Origin of the sequence: Loktanella sp. R86503, assembly GCF_042466455.1 — a bacterium.
Lineage (GTDB): Bacteria > Pseudomonadota > Alphaproteobacteria > Rhodobacterales > Rhodobacteraceae > Loktanella.
Genome location: NZ_JAXHCI010000002.1, coordinates 1,270,615 through 1,291,341 on the forward strand (window position 1 = coordinate 1,270,615; position 20,727 = coordinate 1,291,341).

The following is a 20,727-nucleotide window of genomic DNA, read 5'->3' on the forward strand; positions in this document are numbered from 1 at the left end:
TCCGTTTGCCGCCGCGATGGCGCAGGTGCGAAATATAGGTGATAACGCACCGGCGGTGAAAGGGGCGCGCGCCCGCCGTGACGGCCGGCCATTGATGCGGGCCGGGGTCATGAAAAGGATCCGCCAATTTGCGGGTAACATAAGCTTTGGCTCGCAAGTATTTGCCGCAAAATGAAAATCCCGGTTTGCGCGGTTTCGCATCAATCGACATAAGTCCTAATTTTCGATTTCAACCGTGCAATTGCGCACAGATATAGGTGCGCCCGCGATCCGCCTTTCTCGCAGTCCTGCGCCCTGAAGGCACGCTATCGTCGCGGCCTTTCCATCCAGGGTTGCTTTGCGCGATTTCATGGTCCTGATGGCATCAGCAAGTTTGATTTGTGGCAAGTTTGCTGGCATCAAAACGGAATGGAATTTCTGGACGTTGGTCAAAATATCTGGCTGGCTGTAGCCTCTGTGGTGATCGCCCTGGCGGCGGGGTTCACCGGCTTGACGCTATCGCAAGATCTTTCGAAACAGGGGGTGGCACAGCGCAAGCGGTCTGTGGCGGCCTCTGCCATAGCATTGGGGGGCGGCATTTGGTCGATGCATTTTGTCGCCATGCTGGGCATGCAGATGCCGATCCTGTTCTATTATGATGCGGCGATGACGCTGGCCTCTGCCTTGCTTGCGATCTTGATCGTCGGCACGGCGCTGCTGCTGCTACATTTTCGCGACCGCACACCCGTCACGGTATCGGCCGCCGGGGCCATGGTTGGCTGCGGAATTCTGGCGATGCATTACCTTGGCATGGCGGGGCTGCAATTGTGCAAGCCGGTTTATACGCCGCTGGGGGTGGCCTTGTCGGCGGTATCAGCCATCGTGCTGTGCATCGGTGCGTTCTGGGCGGCCTATGGCAAGCGCAACAATCGCAGCATCCTGCTGGGGACCCTGTGCTTTGCCTTTGCGGTCTGCGCGGTGCATTTCATCGCAACCGCCAATACGCAATTCGTCGCCGTGCAAGCGCTGGATGAATTCGGCCCCGTCATCAGCAACGAGACTTTGGCACTGGGTGTTATCGTGTCCAGCTTTGTCATTTTCGGCGGCTTTCTGTGGATGGGGGTGACGTTCTTTGCACCTGCAAAGCCGGCAACGGCAGCCGCTGTGCCCGCGGCGGTACCCGCGGCGGACCCCGTAATACCCGCCGCTGCCCCGCGCCCCTTGCATATTCCCTGCGAAAGGCACGGCGTGACCCATATGATCGACCCCGTTCAGGTCGCCTTTGTCCGGGCCGAGGGGCATTACACCAAGGTCTATACCAACGATGCCCAGCTCTTTTGCGCCTGGCCCATCACAGAGGCGGTCAAACGGTTGTCGGGCGCGGGCTTTATCAGGACGCATCGCAGTTATCTGGTCAATCCCGCGCAGGTCAAAGGGTTCGAACGGTCAAAGGATCAGGGCCTGTGCCGCTTTGCCGCGGGGCATTTGCCACCGGTGCCTGTCAGCCGGTCCAACCTAAAGGCGGTGCGCGACACGCTGGGCGTATAGGCCACCGCCATTCGTGCGCCAAACGGCGCCATTCGTGCAAATCCCCTGCATTTCATTGAATTTCACAAGCATTGCGCCCGGCCCAAGGCCAGCCTGACGGCCAAGGACTTTGCGGATTTGGGAGGAGATGCAATGATACCAGCGGCTTTCGCATACTATCGGCCGACCAGTATGGAGGGGGTTCTGGCCCTGCTGCAGGAACACGGCGACGATGCCCGCGTGCTGGCGGGCGGGCACAGCCTGATCCCCATGATGAAACTGCGGATGGCAGATGTGCCGCATCTGATCGATCTGCAGGCCATTACTGGCCTTGGCGGGATCACCATCGACGGCGGCACCATTCGCATCGGGGCCATGACAACGCAGCACGACATCATCGATCACGCAGGTCTGACCGCAGCTGCCCCGATTATGGCAGAGGCGGCAACCCAGATCGCAGACCCGCAAGTCCGCTATATGGGCACTGTTGGCGGCAACGTCGCAAACGGCGATCCGGGCAACGATATGCCGGGCTTGATGCAGTGCCTCGATGCGCAGTTCCACCTGATTGGCCCTGACGGCGAACGCAGCGTCGCGGCGCGTGAATTCTACGATGCCGCCTATATGACCGCCCGCGAGGATGACGAGGTGCTGACCGCAATCAGCTTTGCCGCGCCCCTTGGCGGCTACGCCTATGAAAAGCAAAAGCGCAAGATCGGCGACTATGCCACCGCCGCCGCTGCGGTGCAGATCAGCAAAGAAGGCGGCAAGGTCGCTGCGGCGTCCATCGCCATGACGAACCTGAGCGATACGCCCGTCTGGTCGCAGGGGGCCGGGGATGCGCTGGTCGGCACTGACTGCGGCGCAGAGGCGATCAAGGCCGCTGTCGCTGCCATGCTGGCCGATATCGACCCCACCGAAGACAACCGCGGCCCTGCCCAATTCAAACGCCACGTCGCCGGTGTTGTCCTGGGCCGCGCCATCGCGCGCGCCTGGTCCCGGGCGTAAGGAGGAACACCCATGTCAAACAAGATGCACGTCAAACTGAACGTCAACGGCACGAATCACGAATTTCTGGCCGAACCACGCGAACTGCTGATCTACGCCCTGCGGGAAAAGCTGAACATCACCGGCCCGCATGTCGGCTGCGAAACGTCCCATTGCGGGGCCTGCACCGTCACGCTGAACGGCAAATCCGTGAAATCCTGCACTATGTTCGTGGCGCAAGCCAATGGCGCGGAAATTACCACCATCGAAGGTCTGGGCAGCCCGGGCGCGCTGCATGTGCTGCAGGAAAACTTCAAGGAACATCACGGGCTTCAGTGCGGCTTTTGCACGCCGGGCATGATTACCCGCGCCGCCAAACTGCTAGAGGAAAACCCGAACCCGACCGAAGAAGAGGTCCGCTTTGGCATCGCTGGCAACATCTGCCGCTGCACAGGCTACCAGAACATCGTAAAATCCATTCTGTCCGCAGCCTCGCAATTGAATGGCAGCGCGCCCTCTAGCACCGAAGCGGTAGGGCATAAAGAAACGGAGGCGGCACAATGAAGGACGAAGTCACACGCGAGGACCGCGTTGCCGGTCTGAAAGGGATGGGTTGCTCGCGCAAGCGGGTCGAGGATGCCCGCTTTACCCAAGGCAAAGGCAACTATGTCGATGACATCAAGCTGCCCGGTATGCTGCACGGCGATTTTGTGCGCTCTCCCTATGCTCATGCGCGGATCAAATCGATCAATATCGACGCAGCGATGGCGCTGCCCGGTGTCACTGCGGTTCTGACGGCCAAGGATCTGGAACCGCTGGGCCTGCACTGGATGCCGACGCTGGCGGGTGACAAGCAGATGGTGCTGGCCGACGGCAAGGTGCTGTTCCAAGGGCAAGAGGTCGCCTTTGTTGTGGCCGCTGACCGTTATATCGCCGCCGATGCGGTTGAACTGGTCGAGGTGGACTATGAAGAGCTTGAAGTCATTGTCGATCCGTTCAAATCCCTGCAATCCGATGTGGTTCTGCGCGAGGATCTGATCGGCGAAGGCGGCGCAATCCCCAACGGGGCCCACGGCCCGCGCAAGCATCCCAACCATATCTTTACTTGGGAAGCCGGAGAGTTAGAGGCCACCAATCAGGTGATCGACAACGCCGAAGTCGTCGCCGAGGCCGAGATGTATTACCACCGCACCCACCCGTGCCCGCTGGAAACCTGCGGTTCGGTTGCGTCGATGGACAAGGTCAACGGTAAGCTAACGCTTTGGGGCACCTTTCAGGCACCGCATGTCGTGCGTACCGTTGCCTCGCTGTTGTCGGGGATCGAGGAGCATAACATCCGCGTCGTGTCCCCCGACATCGGTGGCGGCTTTGGTAACAAGGTCGGCGTTTATCCGGGCTATGTTTGTTCCATCGTTGCATCCATCGTCACCGGCGTGCCGGTGAAGTGGGTGGAGGACCGGATGGAAAACCTGATGTCCACCGCCTTTGCCCGCGATTATTGGATGAAGGGCAAGATCAGCGCCACGAAAGAGGGCAAGATCACCGGCCTGCATTGCCACGTCACGGCAGATCACGGCGCATTCGACGCCTGCGCTGACCCGACCAAGTTTCCGGCCGGTTTTATGAACATCTGCACCGGGTCCTATGACATCCCCGTCGCCTATCTGGGCGTTGATGGCGTCTATACCAACAAGGCACCGGGCGGCGTGTCGTATCGCTGTTCCTTCCGCGTGACCGAGGCTGTCTATTTCATCGAACGGATGATCGAAGTTCTGGCGATCGAGCTGGACATGGACCCGGCAGAGCTGCGGTCGATCAACTTCATCAAGAAAGAGCAGTTCCCCTATACCGCCGCGCTGGGCTGGGAATACGACTCCGGCGATTACCAGACCGCCTGGGACAAGGCGCTGCTGGCCGTCGACTACAAAGGTCTGCGGGCCGAACAGGCGGAACGGGTTGCCGCGTTCAACCGCGGCGAGACGCGCAAGATCATGGGGATCGGCCTGTCGTTCTTTACCGAAATCGTCGGCGCGGGTCCGGTCAAGAATTGCGACATCCTTGGGATGGGCATGTTCGACAGCTGCGAAATCCGCATCCACCCGACAGGTTCTGCCACGGCGCGGCTTGGCACCATTTCGCAGGGGCAGGGGCATGCGACGACCTTTGCGCAAATCCTTGCATCCGAAATCGGTCTGCCCGCCGACAGCATCACGATCGAAGAAGGCGACACCGACACCGCGCCTTACGGGCTTGGCACCTACGGCTCTCGCTCTACCCCGGTTGCAGGGGCGGCGGCGGCCATGGCAGGGCGAAAAATCCGCGCCAAGGCGCAGATGATCGCGGCCTATCTGCTGGAAGTGCACGATGACGACGTGGAATTCGACGTGGACCGCTTTGTTATCAAAGGCGCGCCAGAACGGTTCAAGACGATGAAGGATATCGCCTATGCGTCCTATCATCAGGCCATCCCGGGCGTAGAGCCGGGTCTGGAGGCGGTCAGCTATTATGATCCGCCTAATATGACCTATCCCTTTGGTGCCTATGTTTGTGTCATGGATATCGACGTCGATACCGGTGTGCCCGAGATCCGCCGCTTCTACGCGCTGGACGACTGCGGCACACGGATCAACCCCATGGTGATCGAAGGCCAGATTCACGGCGGCCTGACCGAAGCCCTTGCCGTCGCATTGGGGCAAGAGATTGCCTATGACGATATCGGCAACGTCAAGACCGGCACACTGATGGATTTCTTCCTGCCCACCGCGTGGGAAGTGCCCAATTATGAAACCGATTTTACCGTCACCCCCAGCCCGCATCACCCGATCGGCGCAAAGGGTGTGGGCGAAAGCCCGCATGTCGGCGGCGTGCCGTGCTTTTCCAACGCGGTGCAGGATGCGTTCCGCCCGTTCGGCAACCGCCACACCAACATGCCGCATGATCACTGGCGGATTTGGCAAACGGCCGCGAACCTTGGCATGCACGACTAGATGACCCGCCGCGGGCTGCACACCCTGCAGCCCGCACCTTGCGGAAGGGGACCTGATGACCTGGAAGACGTTACAAACGGCCATGGCCGAACAGGGGTATATTGCCGCTGGCGATCTGGCGATGGCGCTGCATCTGTCGCTGCAGCTGGGCCGGCCCCTGCTGCTGGAAGGGGCGGCCGGCGTTGGCAAGACCGAAGTCGCCCGCGTGCTGGCCGCCGTGCAGGATACGCAATTGATCCGCCTGCAATGCTACGAAGGTCTGGACGCGGCGCAGGCCATCTATGAATGGAACTACCAGCGCCAGCTGCTTGCGATCCGTGCAGCATCAGAAGGTGGAGAGACGGGCCGCCAGGTTGAGGCGCGCATCTTTTCCGATGAGTTTCTGCTGGAACGTCCCTTGCTTAAGGCGATCCGCCAGACCAAAGCGCCTGTGCTGCTAATCGATGAAATCGACCGCGCGGACGAAGAGTTCGAGGCTTATCTGCTGGAAATCCTGTCGGAGTTCCAAATCACCATCCCAGAAATGGGCACGATCACCGCCACGACCCGCCCCATGGTGATCCTGACCGCCAATGGCACCCGCGACCTGAGCGACGCGCTGCGCCGCCGCTGTCTTTACGCCCATGTGCCATATCCCGATCTGGAAACAGAGCTTTCCATTCTGGTCACGCGCTATCCTGAAATCACCGACCGTCTGTGCGCCCAGATTGTCGGCTTTGTGCAATCCTTGCGCACACAAGAGCTGGAAAAGAAGCCCGGCATCGCCGAAATGCTGGATTTTGCTGCTGCCCTGATGGGGCTTGGCGTGGCGGATTTGACCGACGATCCGGCGATTCTGCAAGCCACCCTTGTGACCTTGCTGAAAACACAGATGGACCGGGACGCGATCCCGACAGAAATCGCCCAGCGTCTGGCCGGGAAAGCGGCATGACCCTTGTGACCAAATTCGCCGCCCGCGATCCGGGCCCAGCCGCGCGGATGACCGGCTTTGCCCGGCACCTGCGCGATCACGGTCTGCGCCTTGGCGTCCATCAGACGGCCCTGGCGCTGGACGCGTTGTGCCACGTCAACGCTGCCAACCTAAACGAGGCGCGGCGCGCCCTGAAATCCGTCTTTACCGGATGCACCGAAGAAGCCGCCCAATTCGACGCGCTGTTTGACAGCTACTGGATGAACGGCGGGCGGGTGAAAACCCGTGTTGTGCCCGTTCCGCCAAGCGCCCCGATTGATCACGCCCGCTCTACAAGAGAGGCGGATGCAGATGCCGACCCCGCCGGCGGCGCAGGCGATATCACCGCACCCGATGGCGGCACGCAGGAGGCGGACGCAAACGGCGAGGGCAAGCTGGTCGCCACCGACATCGCGAACCTGTTCAAAAAGGACCTGCGCGATATCGTGCGGCCCGATGATATTGCCGCCGCTGAAAAGATCGCCCTGCGCCTTGGCGCGGCGCTGCGCGATCGCAGATCGCGTCGCCGGGTCGCGGCACGCAAGGGCGACCAGATCCATTTTCGCAAAGCGATCCGCAAAAGCCTTGCGACCGGGGGCGAACCCTTTGCCCTGCCGCGCCGCCATCGCCCGGACCGCACGATGCGGATCACTGCCATTTGCGATGTCTCGGGGTCGATGACCGTTTATGCGCGGATTTATCTGGCTTTTCTGGCAGGTCTGATGCGCGCCGATCCCCGCGCCGATGCCTATCTGTTTCACACCAAACTGGTCCGCATCACCGAAGCGCTGCGCGACAAGGACGCCCTGCGCGCCCTTGCGCGGCTGTCGCTGCTGGCGGACGGCTTTGCAGGCGGGTCCAAGATTGGCGATAGCCTGAACACTTTTGCGGGCACCTATGGCCGCCGCTTTGTCGATAACCGCACCGCCGTGATGATCCTGTCGGACGGTTATGACACCGCCGCGCCGGACGGTATTTCGGACGCGCTTGCGCGGCTGAAACAGCGCGGCTGCAAGGTGATCTGGCTGAACCCGCTGAAAGGCTGGGATGGCTATGCGCCAACTGCAAAGGCCATGGCGCAGGCCTTGCCGCATCTGGACCTCTTTCGTGCGGCCAACACGCTGGGTGATCTGGCCGCACTCGAACCCGAATTGGTACGGCTATGACACCCAAACAGATCATGGAACACGGGCTGCAGGACGGCACTGACGTCTTTGCCATTGCCACCATCGTCCGCACCGCAGGCACCACCGCCGCCAAACCGGGGGCCAAGGCGTTATTGCGCGATGACGGCACCATCATCGACGGCTGGCTGGGCGGCGGCTGCGTCAAAGGCGCGATCAAGGCCGCAACCCTGCGCGCCTATGCCAGCGGCCAGCCGCAACTGATCAGCGTCGCCCCGGAAGAGGACCTTGCCCGCCAAGGCGTGCATCCCGGCGATGACAGGGATGGCATCCACTTTGCCCGCAACGGCTGCCCGTCGAAAGGCACCATCGACATCTTTATCGAACCACATCTGCCAGAGCCGGAATTGCGGGTCATCGGCGCATCCCCCGTGGCGCTGAAACTGTCCGCCCTTGCGCCGCATTTCGGCTGGCGCGTAACAGCGTCCGCAGGCGATGTGCCTTTGCCGGATCGCATGCCGGGGCGGGCCCGCTATGTCGTGATCGCCACGCAGGGGCAGGGGGATCTGGCCGCGCTGACCGGCGTGCTGACTTGCGGCGCGGATTACACAGCCTTTGTCGGCAGCGCCAAGAAATATGCCGCCCTGTCTGCAAAGCTGGCCGCCCAAGGCATAGCCCCCAAACACATCGCCGCGGTGCATGCGCCTGCAGGGCTGAATATCGGGGCTGTGACGCCGGCGGAAATCGCGCTGTCGATCCTTGCCCAGATGACCGAGGCGAAACGGCAGTTTTCTGCCCGGACCCTTCACGATGCCGCATCCTGATGAACCCGCCGAAAGGAGCATGAACATGGCACGACTACGCACCTACATCGCCGCCCTGCGCCGCAAATGGGCGTTGACGCCGGAACAGGCGGCGACCCTGACAACAGTAAAATTTCCCTGCTGCTAGAAAGAGATACCTATGGAACTGAAAGACGCCATCATCATCAACGCCCCGCTGGACCGGGTTTATGCCGCCTTGAACGATCCTGATATCCTGCGTCAGTGTATCCCCGGCTGCGAAGAGCTGATCCAGCATTCCGACACCGAACTGGAAGCCAAGATCGTGCTAAAGGTCGGGCCGGTCAAGGCCCGCTTCAGCGGTGATGTACAACTGGACAAATCCGGTGCACCGCAGGCCTTTTCCTTGGCGGGGCAGGGCAATGGCGGCGCGGCGGGCCATGCCAAGGGCGGCGCGGATGTCACACTGGTCGCGGATGGCGACACGACGGTGCTGACCTATGACGCCAAGGCTGAAATTGGCGGCAAGCTGGCGCAGCTTGGCAGCCGCCTGATCCAAAGCACGGCCAAGAAACTGGCCGCGAAGTTTTTCCAAAGCTTTGCCGAAGTGCTGGAGGCAGAGCAGGTCGCTTGACCTGATTGGCGGGCGAGGCTGGCCCCGCCCGGCTTTGGGGTTTCGGCCTCGGGCTTATCGCCCCTAGGCTGTTGTGCCATCCATCGGCCAAAGCCCGGGCGAGGCGGCAATTTCCACCAGATTTTCGTCGGGATCGCGAAAATACATACTTTTGCCGCCGCGCATCCAGCTTGTCCGGCTGAGGATTTCGACGCCCTGCGCGGTCAGGTGGTTGTCCCATGCGTCAAAGGCGTCATGCGTTGCCTGAAACGCAAAATGGATTTGCCCTGTCGCATCATGCGGCGGAATTTCATTGTCGCCGTCAGCCGTCGCCCCGTCCGCCGTGCCGCCGCGGGCAAAAATCAGCAGAACGCTTCTTTCGTTCACGCTATAGGCGCAGAGCCGGTCAGCTTTTTCTAGCGGCCGAAGCCCCATGATATCTTCGTAAAAGGCGCAGGCGCGCCTTAAGTCGGCGACATAGATTGCGGTTTCAAGTATCGCTTCCAATGCGGGCATATATTTATCCTTCAGCGGTGGAATGTCCTCTTGGCGGTCTAATTAGATCGCCAAAGGAGAATACATATGTCGGATTTGCAAAAAGACCCCCGTTTGTCACAGACTGAACGGGACGCGGTTCAGGGCGTGATCGACCGCGCGCTGGACGCGTCAAAGGATGATGGCCGTAACGGTATTGCCGCCGCAATTGTCAGCGGCGACCAGATCTTGGAAATTGGCGAAAACGAGGTTAATGCCCTGACCGATCCGACAAAGCATGCCGAGATGGTCGTTCTGGCCGCTGTCACGCAGCGTCTGGACCGCAAGCAGCTGTCGGAATGCACGCTGATTTCATCCCTGCAACCCTGCGAGATGTGCCTGTCGGCCATGCGGTTTGCCGGCATCAGCCGCGTCATTTATTGCGCGCAGCAGGAAAACGTGGCGGAGAAGTATTTCGTATTTCCTAAATTCGGAATTTCCGATTTCGTAAACGCCGGTGCCCCGTTCACCCATATCGGCGGGATCGAAGAGGCGGCGGTCATTCACCTTTATGAAGACGGCGACGAATAAGGGTGACGCAAGCGATGGCGCCGCGTGGCGTCAGCTTGTTGCTTCGGCTTTGGACCGGATCAGCTGGTTCAGCTTGTCGATCAGCCGTTCCGGTTCTGTCGGTTTCAGAAACACAGTTGCATCAGGGATCAGCTTTGTCAGCTTTTCCGGCAGCCCCACACCGGTGCAAAACACAATCGGCACATCGCGGTCCGTCAGGGCCTGCGCCAGCGGTGTCACCGGCCCGTCGATCAGATCCACGTCAAGGATCGCGCCGACGATATCGGTGCCGCCTATCAGACGCATGGCCTCGCTGACGCGGGCGCAGGGGCCCAGGACATGCGCCTCGCGATCTTCTAGCGCAAGGGCGATGTTCAGCGCGACAAGCATGTTGTCTTCGGCAACAAGCACTGTCGCGCCTTTGATGTGGCGATAGGTCATTGCAATGATGTCCTGAATGTCTTGGTCATGGTTAAACGTGCGCGATTACTGTTTCGTTCCGCTTGGAACATCACGAAGTTGCGCCCGGATCTGCACCTCGACCCCTTCGGCGGGATAATTCATTGTGGCGGTGCCATTCAGCTGTCCGCCAAGCAGACGTTCCAGCAAAGTTGTGCCAAACCCTGTGCGCGTGGGCGGGCAGACTTCCGGGCCGCCGATTTCACGCCAGTCCAAGGTCAGATGTTCGCCGTCCGGCCCGATGGTCACGGACCAGCGCACTTCGATCTGGCCGTCCTCGTTGGACAGGGCCCCGTATTTGACAGCATTCGTCGTCAGCTCGTGAACAGCCATGGTCAGCGGCACCACAGTATCGGATGACAAAAAGACCCGCGGTCCTTTCAGGATCAGGCGCTTGCCGTTGTCGTAAGGTTCCAGTTCCGACCGCAGTACCGCACGCAGGTCCATGCCCTGCCATTCAGCATCGGTCAAAGAGCTGTGGCTGCGCGCCAGCGAGGCGATGCGGTTGCTGACGCCCGTGCGGAATGTTTCCATGTCAGGCGAGGTGCGCAGGGTAAAGCCGATGATCGCCTGCACTGTCGCCAGCGTATTCTTGACGCGGTGATGCAGCTCTCTGACCATCAGGGCCTGACGTTCCTCGAACCCTTTGCGCTCGTCAATATCAAGGCCAGATCCCAGAAGGCCAACAAATGTGCCATCGGTGGTAAAGCGCGGCTGGGCGGTATTCAGCGTCCAGGCATAGGTGCCGTCTTCTTGGCGCAGGCGGTATTCGAATTCAAAGGTTTCGTGATCGACATGGGCCTGTTGCAAGGCAAGGCGCACGCTGTCCAGATCGTCGGGGTGGACGGCGTCAAGCCAGCCGTTGCCGCGCACTTCGGATTTGCTTTGCCCTGTAAAGGTCAGCCAGCGCTGGTTCACATAGGTGCATCCGCCTGACGGTTCCGTCATCCAGATAAAGTTGGGCGCATTATCTGCCATTTCGCGAAAGCGCGTTTCGCTTTCGGCAAGCGCGCCCTGGCTGGTCATCCGTTCGGTGACGTCGTGCCCGTCAATGAACAGGCCAGTGACTTCGCCTTCGTCATTCTTGATCGGCTGAAAGATAAACGACACATAGCGGTCAGTGGGCGCGCTGTCCTCTGTAGCCTGAAACGTGACCTTGGCGTCCTGATTGACGAAGGGCTGACCGGTTTCATAAACCTCGTCCAGAATTTCGTAAAACCCTTGGCCGGCAATGTCGGGCAGCGCCTCTCGCACGGTGCGGCCGATAATGTCATCACGACCGATCAGGCGGTTATAGGCGGCGTTGGTCGATTCAAAAATGTGCTGCGGCCCGCGCAGGATCGCCATGAAACTGGGGGCCAGCGCGAACATGTTTTCCAGCCGTTCGCTTTCGGCGACCTCGCGGCGGCGGGCGAATACATCTTTCGTGGTTTCGGTACAGGCGCAGAACATGCCCGTCACCGTGCCGCTGCCGCCCCGCACAGGCGTGTAAGAAAAGGCAAAGTGCGCTTCTTCGGGATAGCCATGTCGGTGAATCAGCAGCATTAGATCGTCCATATGCGTGCTTTCACCCGCAAAGGCGCGATCCATGATCGGCTTTACCACGTCGACGATATCGTGCCAGACGTCAAAGAACGGCTGACCCAGCGCGGCTGGATGGCGGGTGCCCAGCAGCGGTGCATAGGCATCGTTATACAGCATGGTGCGCGCATCGCCCCAGGTCAGGAACATGGGCTGGCGGGATTGCAGCATCAATTCGACCAGCGTTGTCAGGGCCGTGGGCCATGTCGACGGGTCCCCCAGCGGCGATGTCTGCCAGTCAAACGAACTTATGCGTTGACCCAGCTCGCCTCCGCCTTGAAATGCCGCAGCCTGTGCGCCGTTTTGCGGCGTTGCGATGCGGGTGGCAGAGCTTTTTTCGGGGGCAGTGGTATCATTCATGTTGCGCACTTTCAGACAGGCGGATGCGCCTTAGCCGATGGACTTGCCCAGAGGTCGCACAGCTACTTTAAAAGTGTCGCAGACGGTTTCCTAGTGGTTATCGTACTTGCCGATGCGCATTTACGGCACGTCGGCAAGTACGGGGCGGCCACCTTGCGCGCCGCTGGTGTCAGACAGCCTCTGCCACCAGCGGTTTGTGGGCGATACGCGCCATCGCTGCCAGGTAGGTGTCGGTCCAGTGGGCAATATCATCGCGCTGCACCACCTTGAACAGGGCGGCATGGCGTTCACGGCGTTCCGCTAGCGGCATCGACAGCGCTTTGCGCAGGGCGGCGGCCATTTCCCCGACATCATAGGGATTGACGATCAGGGCCGATGTCATCTGCTCTGCCGCGCCAGCGAATTGCGACAGGATCAGCACGCCGGGGTCCTCTGGCGATTGGGCGGCGACATATTCCTTGGCGACAAGGTTCATACCATCGGCAAATGGCGTCACAAATCCCACATCCGCCGCGCGGTACAGCGCCGCCAGCGTATCGCGGGGGATACCGCGGTGGATGTAACGGATCGGGGTCCAGTCCAGATCGGAATGCAGCCCGTTCACCTTGCCTGAAATCCGCTCCATTTCCGACCGGATGTTCTGATAGGCGGTCACAGCCTCGCGGGTGGGCGGTGCGATCTGCAGCAAAGATGCGCGCGGATCGCCGTCTTCGCGGGCCTCCAGGTACTGGCCAAAGGCGCGCAGGCGGTTATCAAGCCCCTTGGAATAATCCAGCCGGTCCACGCCGATGACCAGACCTTCATCCTTGGCCAGGTTCAGCAAGGCACGGCCATCGCGGCGGCCTGCTTCTTTGGCAAAGGCGTCCACGTCGATCCCGATAGGAAAGCTGCGGATTTCAAAGTTGCGGCCTCGGTATTGCAGCGATCCGTCACGCAGCTGTTCCGCCCCGACAAGAGACCGGTACATTTCCAGCGCCGCAGCCACGTCACGCTGGGTTTGCAGGCCCACAAGGTCGAAGCTGGCAATCCATTGCGGGAAAATATGGTGCTGGGGCAGGGCCAGCAGGTCATGCACGGCGGGAAAGGGGATGTGGTGGAAAAAGCCGATGGTCGCGGTCACGCCCAGTTCGCGCAGGCAGGCCGCCAGAGGAAGGAAGTGATAATCGTGAATCCAGACCTGATCGTCGGCGCGCAATTCGCGGGCCATCATTTTGGCAAGGCGGCGGTTCACGGCGATGTAGGTTTCAAAATCACCCTTGCTTAATGCCATCAGATCGGCACGGCGGTGACATAGCGGCCACAGGACCGAATTGGCATAGCCAAGGTAATAGCCGTCGTGTTCAGCCTGCGTCAGATCAAAGGTGCGCATGTCATAGCCGTCGCCGGCCACATCGCAGAAATCGTCGCCGGGGGCATCATTGATCCGGCCCGATGTGCCGTACCACACACCGCCGTTTTCATGCAGGCAATCATGTAGCGCCACCACAAGCCCGCCAGAGGGCGGCCCGTCTGATGGCACCCGGTTCGAGACGACGACAAGACGCCCGGTCATAGTGTTTCCTCCGTCAGCCACGTTTCAAGCAAGGCCAGCACCGCTGCGGGGTCCGGCAGGCGGTAGGCGGCGCAGGTATCACCGTCGCCCACGCGCACGGCGAATCCGCCGGCAGCGTTGGCGACCACCATCGCCTCTTCGTCGGTGACGTCATCGCCGATCACGACGGGACGGATGGTGCCGGGGTGCTCTGTCACGATGGTATGAACGGCACCGGCCTTGCTGGCGTCCGATGGCCTGATCTCGAACGCCATTTTTGATGTATGCATTTCCATGCCCGTCGCGGCGGCGGCAATTGCCTGTGCCGCCGCGCGGGCTGTGGCGGCCGCTTCTGGTACGGCGCGGTAATGAATGACAGCGCCCGTATCTTTGGTTTCCAGCGTCGCGCCGGGGATCTGGGCCACAGCGTTCCGGGCGCTATCCTGGACCTGCGCAACCGTTGGGCTGCCAACAAGAGGATGGCGCGACAGGGTGCCCCCGAGCCGCGCCTCTGCCCCGTGGGCACCAAAAATGTCGCCGGGGAAATCGGGCAGGAACTGTTCCAGCACAGCGACCTCTCGGCCCGATACCAGACACAGACGCCCGCCCAGTTTATCATGCAGCCCCGCGAGCAGGCCATGCAGCCTGTCCGGGATATGAATGCCGTCCGGGGTCGGGGCCAGATCAACCAATGTGCCGTCAAAGTCCAGCATCAGATAGATCCCGCCCGTTCCCTCGCGCCTTATTGCGTCGCTGTCATCCGTCATTCCGCCGCCACAGCGCAGGTCAGTTCGGTTGCGCGGGCATTGGCCGCGCCCAGCAATCCGGCGTGCGATCCGCAATCGTGGCGGGCACCGGAAAACCGAAAGCCTGTTAGCCCGAAAGCCGGCGCATCGGCGGCAATCGCATCGGTCAGCTGGTATTCACCGCCAGCGCCCGGTTCCAGATTGCGCAGCGCATCAAAGATACGGCTATCAAGGATATAGCGGCCCACGGCTGCCAGCTGCGACGGGGCGACTTCGGGGCTTGGCTTTTCCACCAGTTCGGACGCTTGCACGATCTTGCCGATCGAGGCGTCGGCAACAGGGCGGAAGATGCCGTATTTCTTGACGTCGGCGCGGTCCACATCCATCGCAGCAATCATATGGCCGCTGCTATAGGCGTCGGCCATTTCCGGCAGGCAGGGCTGGCCAAGGATCACATCGTCCGGCAGGATCACGCCAAAGGCGTCGCCGCGCACATGATCGGCGGCCATCAGCACCGCATGGCCCAGTCCAAGCGGCTCTTCCTGCTCGACAAAGACCACTTCCACGCCGCTGCCAAGCGTGATTTCATCCAGTGCGCGGGCCAGTTCGACCTTGCCGTCGTTTTCAAGCACGTTCTTCAACGCGGTATCGGGCTGCAGATAGTTGCCAATGGCGGGTTTGGAGGCGTGGGTCACGAATACCAGCCGCTTTGCACCGGCCTTGATCGCCTCTTCGACTGCAAATTGCAGGACCGGCTTGTCATAGACGGGCAGCAGCTCTTTCGGGACCGATTTCGTCAGCGGCAAAAGCCGCGTTCCGCGTCCGGCAACGGGAAAGACAACGGTGTGCAAGATCGGCATTTTCATTCTCCTGATGGCAGTCATTTGATTATGCTGCGGTAACGTCCCGGTGATGGGGATGTTCCCGGTAACTTTGGGGGTATCGGCGCAAAATTGCCCAAGTTGACGCCACTTCAGGCGTAATGGCGCGAAAAGCAGCACAATCAAAACGCGAATTTTGCCCGTTCGGCAGGTGTTGCGCCCTCGTTTTCGCCCCGTATTTCCGCCGGTGGCCTGTATTTGCACCTCTGCACACTGGGTGCACATTGGCTGCAAACCTGCTCCTCAAACGCGGTGCAAAAGCGTCAGGCACGGCGCACAAAGCGCCCGAACAGGAGAAGACGATGTTGACCACAATTCGCAACCGCGTGACCGGTGCGCACAAGGCGCAGACCGCATCCGCCAAGGGGCCAACCGCCCTGTCATTTGCCTTTGTCGCGGCGATCACGCTGCTCAGCGCAGCCGCTGTTACAACGTCCGGTGCAATGGCGCAGGGCGCGGATGGGCAGCCACCAAAAGGGCATGGCCCCAATCCGATGGATGCCGTCGCTGCCGAACTCGACCTGACGGCGTCGCAAATGCAAAGCTGTATGGGCCCGCGTCCAGAGCCGGGCTCGCAGCCGTCAGAAGCCGACCAGAAGGCGCTGATCGACTGTCTGATGGTTCAGAACCCGTCGCTGACACCTGATGCGATCAATGCCGCGATGGAACAGATGCGCAAGGCGCCGCCGCCGCGCGACTAAGCGCTGCCGGCAAAACGGCCTGCGCGCCCGTGCAGGCCATTTCATTCCCCGAAAGGAACACGCATGTTTCGTAAATCCCTGACCGTTCTGGCGGCTGTCCTGATGCTGGCCGCGCCGATGCCATCCCATGCACAGCAAGGCCCGGCCCCCAGACCAGCCCAGCAAGCCCAGCCCGCCCCCGCCCGCGGCGGCATGAGTGCGGTTGATCTGTTGCTACCGCTGGCGCTGGCCGTGGTTGTGGTCGGCGCTTTGGCGCATAAACACTAAGCTGGCAGGCACCGCGCGTCTGCGCGGTGCCACGTCACTTTGACTGACCCCGCGCAAACAGCGCAGCTGACATGGTGGACGCAATATATCTGGATGAAATAGATGCCGGTCAAAAGCTGTGCCGTATCATCGTGGGTCGTTTGAAAAGTCCACCACCAAGGCGGAGATATATAATCCGCCATTAACGCTTGCTGCGTCCGGCCCGCCTGTTCAACGGTGTTGCCTGCGTTTTCCCCGCATTTGGCGCGACCTGCACAACCTGGCGTCTATGGCGCACATGATCTGCCTGATAAAGTCGCTGTGCATAAGCCCCTCAGCCGGCCTGTCTGGACGATTGCAGGGCTGCATAGTCGCGCGGGGACTGGCCGTGGAACGCTTTGAACCGGCGCGAGAAACTGGACAGGTTTCGATAGCCGCAGGCGGCTGCAATGTCGGTGACAGTCATCTGGCCTTGCCGCAGCAAATCGCCCGCGTGTTGCATCCGGCGATCCGCCAGCAACGTGTTGAAAGGCTGCGGGCAGAGCGCGTCAATCTTGCGTTGCAGAACCCGCGTGCTGACGCCGCAGGCAATTGCCGCATCTTCGATCCGGGCATCGGGCTGGGACACCGCCGACCGGATGAAAGCGTCCAGCCGGTCCAGAAGCTGACGGTCGAACGGCGCAAGCACAGGCGGCGGGGTGCTATCGCTTTGGTCCGCATCCGGCACAAGATGATCCATGACATAAGTCTGCACCCGCTCTGCCGCGCGCAGCCGCAACTGCACCTTGTCCAGCACATCTTGCGGGTCAAAGGGCTTGGTCAGATAGTCGTCGGCCCAGGCCTCTTGCGCGGCGCTGCGGGCGGCATCGTCCTGCAGGGCGGTCAGAAAGATCAGGCCGATATGTGCCGTGTCCTTGTGGGCCTTTAACGCCTTGCCAAAGTCAAAGGCCCGCCCGTCCGGCAGCATCACATCGCAAAGCACCAGATGCACCGGATGCCGGTCCAGCGCCCGCCGCGCCGCAGCTAGCGAGCCGACGGCGCGGATCTGTCCCACACCGGCCAGAAGTTCTGCCAGAAAACCGCGCAGATCGCTGTCATCTTCGACGATCAGGATCGTCGGCCCGTCTTCCTGCGTCGTTTCCAGCGGGGCCGGGCTGTCGCTGCGCGGGGGCAGCGGGGCGTTCTGCGCAAGGGTTGTATCGCAGGGGATCACGACCTGAAGCGTGGTTAGCGGCCCTGAACTGATGCTAAGCTTGCCATCCAGCCGCAGGACGGATTGCGCAATAATGTCGATGCCTTTTGACGGCTCTGCGTCGCGGGCCTTTGTGATCAACCGTTCTGCTAGATGCTGGGGCAGGGGGGCGGTATTGCTGACGCTGATGGTCAGATCATGGGCCTGCGCCGTAATCTGAACCGTCACCGCGCCGCCTTCGGGGGTGTGCCGCACGGCATTTGACAGCAGGTTATGCAGCAAGGCGTCGCAGGCGCTGGGGTCAAGAGTCGTCGCCCCTGCGGGGGGCGTGGTGGCGGTAAAGCGCAACCCGCGTTCCTGCGCCATTTCGCCGTAAAAATCGATGATCGGCTGCACGAAAGAGGCAAGATCAAGCGTCGCACGGCCCCCGCCCAACCCTTCGGGTGTGCCTGCGGTGTCTGCCATTTGCTGCGTCAGCATGGTCATGCGGGCGGCGGCGCGGATCACCAGCTGGATCAGCCGCTGCGCCTCTGCGGGCAGGTCCGGCAGGCGCAGGGCGTGGTCCAGCGGTGCGCTGATCAGAGACAAAGGCGTGCGGATTTCATGAACGGTCCGGGCGTAAAATGCGGCGCGGTCACGGGCCACGGCGGCCAGCTTTGCGTTTTGCTGGGCCAGCTCTGCGGTTTTGGCAGCGACGATCTGTTCCAGCCTGCGATTGCGCGCACGCACCTGCCGGGTGCGCAGCCGCGACACGATCACAAGCCCGCCGGCTGCGATGGCCGCATAGCAGGCCCAGGCCCACCAGCGCTGCGTGAAAGGGGGCATGACGGTAAAGGCAACCGTCACGGGATCCGAAGCAACGCCTGCCGCTGACACACCCTGATATTCCTGCTGGTAATCGCCTGCCTCAAGCAGCTGGTAGCCAATCCGGTGCCGCACCCCGCTGGCTGTCGTCCATTCTGGCTGGCGGGGCAACAGCCGCCAGCGGAGCATATTGTCGACCGGCTTGTCATATTGGATGACCGACAGATCAACCGATACGCCAAAGGGAGCGATCACGGGGCTGTCAGGCTGCCTTTCCCAAGCTGCCGACACCAGCGGCGCACTGCGGTCGGCGTGGATTTCCCGCGGATCGAACAGGGAAAATCCGTCAATGCCGCCCACGGCAATCACCCCGTCGTCCAGCACGGCACCTGCGTTAAAATTGAACTCCGCCCCTTGCAAGCCGTCAGAGGCGCGAAAGACGTCAACTTTGTCCGTCCCCGGATCCAGCCGGGCCAGACCGTTGTTCGTGGTCAGCCACAGATCGCCGGACGCGCCCGGCAATATCTTATAAATCGTCTCGTTCGGCAGACCTTCGGCGCGGCCGATCTGGCGAATAGGGGTCATGGTTTCGTCCAGTACGGCAATGCCGCCTTGGGTGCCGACATAAAGCGGCTGGCCGGGCGCGGCCTGCCAGATGGCGCGCACATCATTGTCGGGCAAGGATGCCGGGCCGGAGGCGGTCGTAAAATCGCCAGCGTCCGCGTTCCACCGGCTTAATCCGCCACTGGTGCCGATCCAGATGGTCCCGTCCGGCCCCTGATACAGGCTGCGTGTGCGGTTGTGCGGCAGGTTGCCGGGGCCGCTACCTTCGACATAATGCGCAAGCTGCGTGCCGTCGGGGGCGATGTGGAACACGCCCATATGCGTGCCGATCCACAGCGTGCCGTCCGCCGCCCGCAGCAACAGCCGGATAAAGGCGTCGCCCGCCACGGGCGTGCCATTGGGGGCGCGCAGGCGGGTCCAGGTCAGCTGGCCCGCCTTGCGGCGCTGCAAACCGTGGTCACGCACGGCGATGATAACGCCGTCCGGCTCTTGCAGGATGGCGCGCACGTCGTGGGGACCGGGGCCAAGGTCCTTGGCCAGATCGGTCATGGTCAGATTCTGTAGGTTCCTGTCCAGCCGCAAAAGACCATCTTTGCCGCCGATCCACACCCCGTCGCGGCCCGCATCCGCCAGCGCCCAGATCACGCCGCTATCTTGCGGGTAATAGGTTTCGAACAGATCGGGGGATTGGGACACGCTGCTGGCCCCGTTGTCGTAGGTGCCGATCCACATGCGGCCCAAGGCACCGGGCGTCAGTGCGACAATGGTGTCGGAACTGATGCGCTGGCGTACGCCGCGGCGGCTGCGGTAATTTTCCAGCCGCCCGGTCGCAGGATCGTAGACAAAGATCCCGTTTGACCATGTGCCCACCCAAAGCCGCCCGTCCTGCCCCTGCGCCAGCGCCTCTACATCGGTGTCGGGGATGGCCAGTGGCTGGTCGATGACGCCGGTGGCGGGGGTAAGGCGGTGCAGGCCCGCATCTTCTGTTGCGATCCAGACCGATCCGTCGGTATCGATCAGCACAGCAAGCACGGTCAAACCCGTCAGGGCGCTGTTGGTGTCATCCCAATGGGTCATCCGCCCGCTGCCGGGGGCAAAGTGATAAAGCCCCGCGCCGCCCGTGCCGATATAGATGCCGCCATCCGGCCCGACAGCAAGGCTGCGGATATAGTCGGCCTTAATATCCGCGGGCTTTGGGCCATCTGCCGCGGCAAAGGCACCGTCAGTTAGCTGCAGCTGCGTGACACCGCGGCCATGGGCGACCCACATGCTGCCATCCGGACCCGGCGCAAGGTCGAACACCTCGTCAGAGCCGATCAGGCCGCTGGCGGCGCGCAGGCTGGCAATGGGCGTCACCTGCTGGTCAAAGACCGTGATCCCGCCGCCCAGCGTTCCGACCCAGATCAACCCGGCATGGTCGCGTGCCAGCGCAAAGGTATAGTTGTTTGCCAGTCCCGGCTGGCCTGCCTGCGCGCGATAGACGTAGTGAAAGCTTTCCCCGTCATAAAGGCTTAGCCCGTCGCCTGTTGCGAACCACATCCGGCCATCGTCGGCCTGCAGAATATCGTTCACTGTGCTTTGCGACATCCCGTCATTGATCGTCAGCTGGATTGCGGATTTTTGCGTCTCGGCCTGAACGGGCTGGCACATTGCGCAGATCAGCGACAAGG

18 protein-coding genes are annotated in these 20,727 nt (G+C 61.6%); 11 read left to right on the forward strand and 7 right to left on the reverse strand.

The features are described 5' to 3' along the window. Positions 1 to 408 precede the first annotated feature (408 nt). From SJY10_RS07160 to SJY10_RS07195, 8 genes are all read left to right on the forward strand, one after another. Entirely contained in the window at positions 409 to 1,527 is a 1,119-nt protein-coding gene (locus SJY10_RS07160) for an MHYT domain-containing protein (RefSeq protein WP_386680976.1), read from the forward strand. A gap of 132 nt (positions 1,528 to 1,659) precedes the next feature. After that, positions 1,660 to 2,514, forward strand: a complete 855-nt coding sequence (locus tag SJY10_RS07165) for an FAD binding domain-containing protein (protein WP_386680978.1) — start codon at positions 1,660 to 1,662, stop codon at positions 2,512 to 2,514. Positions 2,515 to 2,526: 12 nt separating this feature from the next. Beyond that, a complete protein-coding gene (locus tag SJY10_RS07170; protein WP_386680980.1) occupies positions 2,527 to 3,057 on the forward strand; it encodes a (2Fe-2S)-binding protein in 531 nt (176 codons plus the stop codon). After that, entirely contained in the window at positions 3,054 to 5,480 is a 2,427-nt protein-coding gene (locus SJY10_RS07175) for an aerobic carbon-monoxide dehydrogenase large subunit (RefSeq protein ID WP_386680982.1), read from the forward strand. Before SJY10_RS07170 ends, SJY10_RS07175 begins: the two co-directional genes overlap by 4 nt. Before the next feature lie 55 nt (positions 5,481 to 5,535). Next, entirely contained in the window at positions 5,536 to 6,411 is an 876-nt protein-coding gene (locus tag SJY10_RS07180; RefSeq protein ID WP_386680984.1) for an AAA family ATPase, read from the forward strand. Then, positions 6,408 to 7,595 carry a VWA domain-containing protein gene (locus tag SJY10_RS07185; RefSeq protein ID WP_386680986.1) on the forward strand — a complete coding sequence of 396 codons (1,188 nt, stop codon included), beginning with the start codon at positions 6,408 to 6,410 and terminating at the stop codon, positions 7,593 to 7,595. Before SJY10_RS07180 ends, SJY10_RS07185 begins: the two co-directional genes overlap by 4 nt. Beyond that, positions 7,592 to 8,377, forward strand: coding sequence for an XdhC family protein (locus SJY10_RS07190; RefSeq protein WP_386680988.1), 786 nt, complete (start codon positions 7,592 to 7,594; stop codon positions 8,375 to 8,377). Before SJY10_RS07185 ends, SJY10_RS07190 begins: the two co-directional genes overlap by 4 nt. Before the next feature lie 139 nt (positions 8,378 to 8,516). Further along, entirely contained in the window at positions 8,517 to 8,969 is a 453-nt protein-coding gene (locus tag SJY10_RS07195) for a CoxG family protein (protein WP_386680990.1), read from the forward strand. A gap of 63 nt (positions 8,970 to 9,032) precedes the next feature. Here SJY10_RS07195 and SJY10_RS07200 read toward each other — a convergent pair whose 3' ends face one another. Beyond that, complete coding sequence (locus SJY10_RS07200) at positions 9,033 to 9,464, reverse strand: VOC family protein (RefSeq protein ID WP_386680992.1); 432 nt, start codon at positions 9,462 to 9,464, stop codon at positions 9,033 to 9,035. A 66-nt stretch (positions 9,465 to 9,530) separates the two neighbouring features. Here SJY10_RS07200 and SJY10_RS07205 point away from each other — a divergent pair, with 66 nt between their 5' ends. After that, the gene (locus SJY10_RS07205; protein WP_386680994.1) at positions 9,531 to 10,013 is read left to right on the forward strand and encodes a nucleoside deaminase; all 483 of its coding nucleotides are present in this window, start codon (positions 9,531 to 9,533) and stop codon (positions 10,011 to 10,013) included. 30 nt (positions 10,014 to 10,043) lie between these two features. Here the strand turns inward: SJY10_RS07205 and SJY10_RS07210 are convergent, their stop codons facing one another. The 5 genes from SJY10_RS07210 to SJY10_RS07230 all read right to left on the reverse strand — a co-directional run bounded on the left by SJY10_RS07210 (position 10,044) and on the right by SJY10_RS07230 (position 15,529). Next, complete coding sequence (locus SJY10_RS07210) at positions 10,044 to 10,433, reverse strand: hypothetical protein (protein WP_386680996.1); 390 nt, start codon at positions 10,431 to 10,433, stop codon at positions 10,044 to 10,046. Between the two features lie 45 nt (positions 10,434 to 10,478). Continuing rightward, positions 10,479 to 12,392, reverse strand: coding sequence for a PAS domain S-box protein (locus SJY10_RS07215; protein ID WP_386680998.1), 1,914 nt, complete (start codon positions 12,390 to 12,392; stop codon positions 10,479 to 10,481). A 169-nt stretch (positions 12,393 to 12,561) separates the two neighbouring features. Next, positions 12,562 to 13,944 (reverse strand): trehalose-6-phosphate synthase, encoded by a 1,383-nt coding sequence (locus tag SJY10_RS07220; RefSeq protein WP_386681000.1) that lies wholly within the window; start codon positions 13,942 to 13,944, stop codon positions 12,562 to 12,564. After that, positions 13,941 to 14,690, reverse strand: a complete 750-nt coding sequence (otsB, locus tag SJY10_RS07225; RefSeq protein ID WP_386681002.1) for a trehalose-phosphatase — start codon at positions 14,688 to 14,690, stop codon at positions 13,941 to 13,943. The genes SJY10_RS07220 and otsB overlap by 4 nt, the downstream gene beginning before the upstream one ends. Next, a complete protein-coding gene (locus SJY10_RS07230; RefSeq protein WP_386681004.1) occupies positions 14,687 to 15,529 on the reverse strand; it encodes a UTP--glucose-1-phosphate uridylyltransferase in 843 nt (280 codons plus the stop codon). The genes otsB and SJY10_RS07230 overlap by 4 nt, the downstream gene beginning before the upstream one ends. 323 nt (positions 15,530 to 15,852) lie before the next feature. Between SJY10_RS07230 and SJY10_RS07235 the strand changes: the two genes are divergently transcribed. Beyond that, on the forward strand, positions 15,853 to 16,251 hold the full coding sequence (locus SJY10_RS07235) for a hypothetical protein (protein ID WP_386681006.1): 399 nt from the start codon (positions 15,853 to 15,855) through the stop codon (positions 16,249 to 16,251). 63 nt (positions 16,252 to 16,314) lie between these two features. After that, positions 16,315 to 16,518, forward strand: coding sequence for a hypothetical protein (locus SJY10_RS07240; RefSeq protein ID WP_386681008.1), 204 nt, complete (start codon positions 16,315 to 16,317; stop codon positions 16,516 to 16,518). Between the two features lie 313 nt (positions 16,519 to 16,831). Here SJY10_RS07240 and SJY10_RS07245 read toward each other — a convergent pair whose 3' ends face one another. Beyond that, complete coding sequence (locus SJY10_RS07245) at positions 16,832 to 20,707, reverse strand: two-component regulator propeller domain-containing protein (protein ID WP_386681010.1); 3,876 nt, start codon at positions 20,705 to 20,707, stop codon at positions 16,832 to 16,834. Positions 20,708 to 20,727: the final 20 nt, after the last annotated feature.